General features: G+C 36.7%; 1 pseudogene. It reads right to left on the bottom strand.

The features are described from left to right. Positions 1 to 580 (bottom strand): annotated as a pseudogene (locus tag LM917_RS24290) (IS3 family transposase); the annotation flags it as partial.

Here is a 580-nt window from a genome sequence, read left to right as displayed (position 1 = left end):
GAAGAGTATGGATATAAGTTATATCTGCTACCCATTTCTCGTTAATAGATGTGGTTGTAAAGTCTTGCTCTAGTATATTCGGTCTTTCCATAACTATAGCTTTGCTTGATTGTGGGCGGAATTTCTTCCTGGTAATAGAACGAATATCAGCCTTTTTCATTAAACGCTGAGTCCTTTTCAAACTTACCGAAATATCTTCGCCTTTTAACAAATAATGAATTTTAGGCGCGCCATAACGTCCCTTACTTTCCTGATGAATCTCAATGATTCTTTTTGTAATTCGTTTGTTTTCACTTTCACGTGAGGAGACTTCTTTTTTATGGGACTGATAGTACGTGCTCCTTGGGATATTCAGAACCTCACACATGACTTGGATAGGATGCGTTTCTTTGTTAGTCTCGATGAATTGGTTTAACTCAGCTATATCTATTTTTGTGCGAATATGGCCATAGCCTTTTTTAGAATCTCATTTTCCTGCTTTAATCGGAGCATTTCTTTTTGCATAGCAGCAACTTCTTTAGGTGTAATCGCTTGTTCTTCTTCTCCGAAAGGAGTAAATTCTTTCACCCATTTATAAATG

The sequence above is a fragment of the Brevibacillus daliensis genome (genome assembly GCF_021245735.1).
Taxonomy (GTDB): Bacteria; Bacillota; Bacilli; order Brevibacillales; family Brevibacillaceae; genus Brevibacillus_B; species Brevibacillus_B daliensis.
This window is presented reverse-complemented; position numbering and strand designations above follow the sequence as displayed.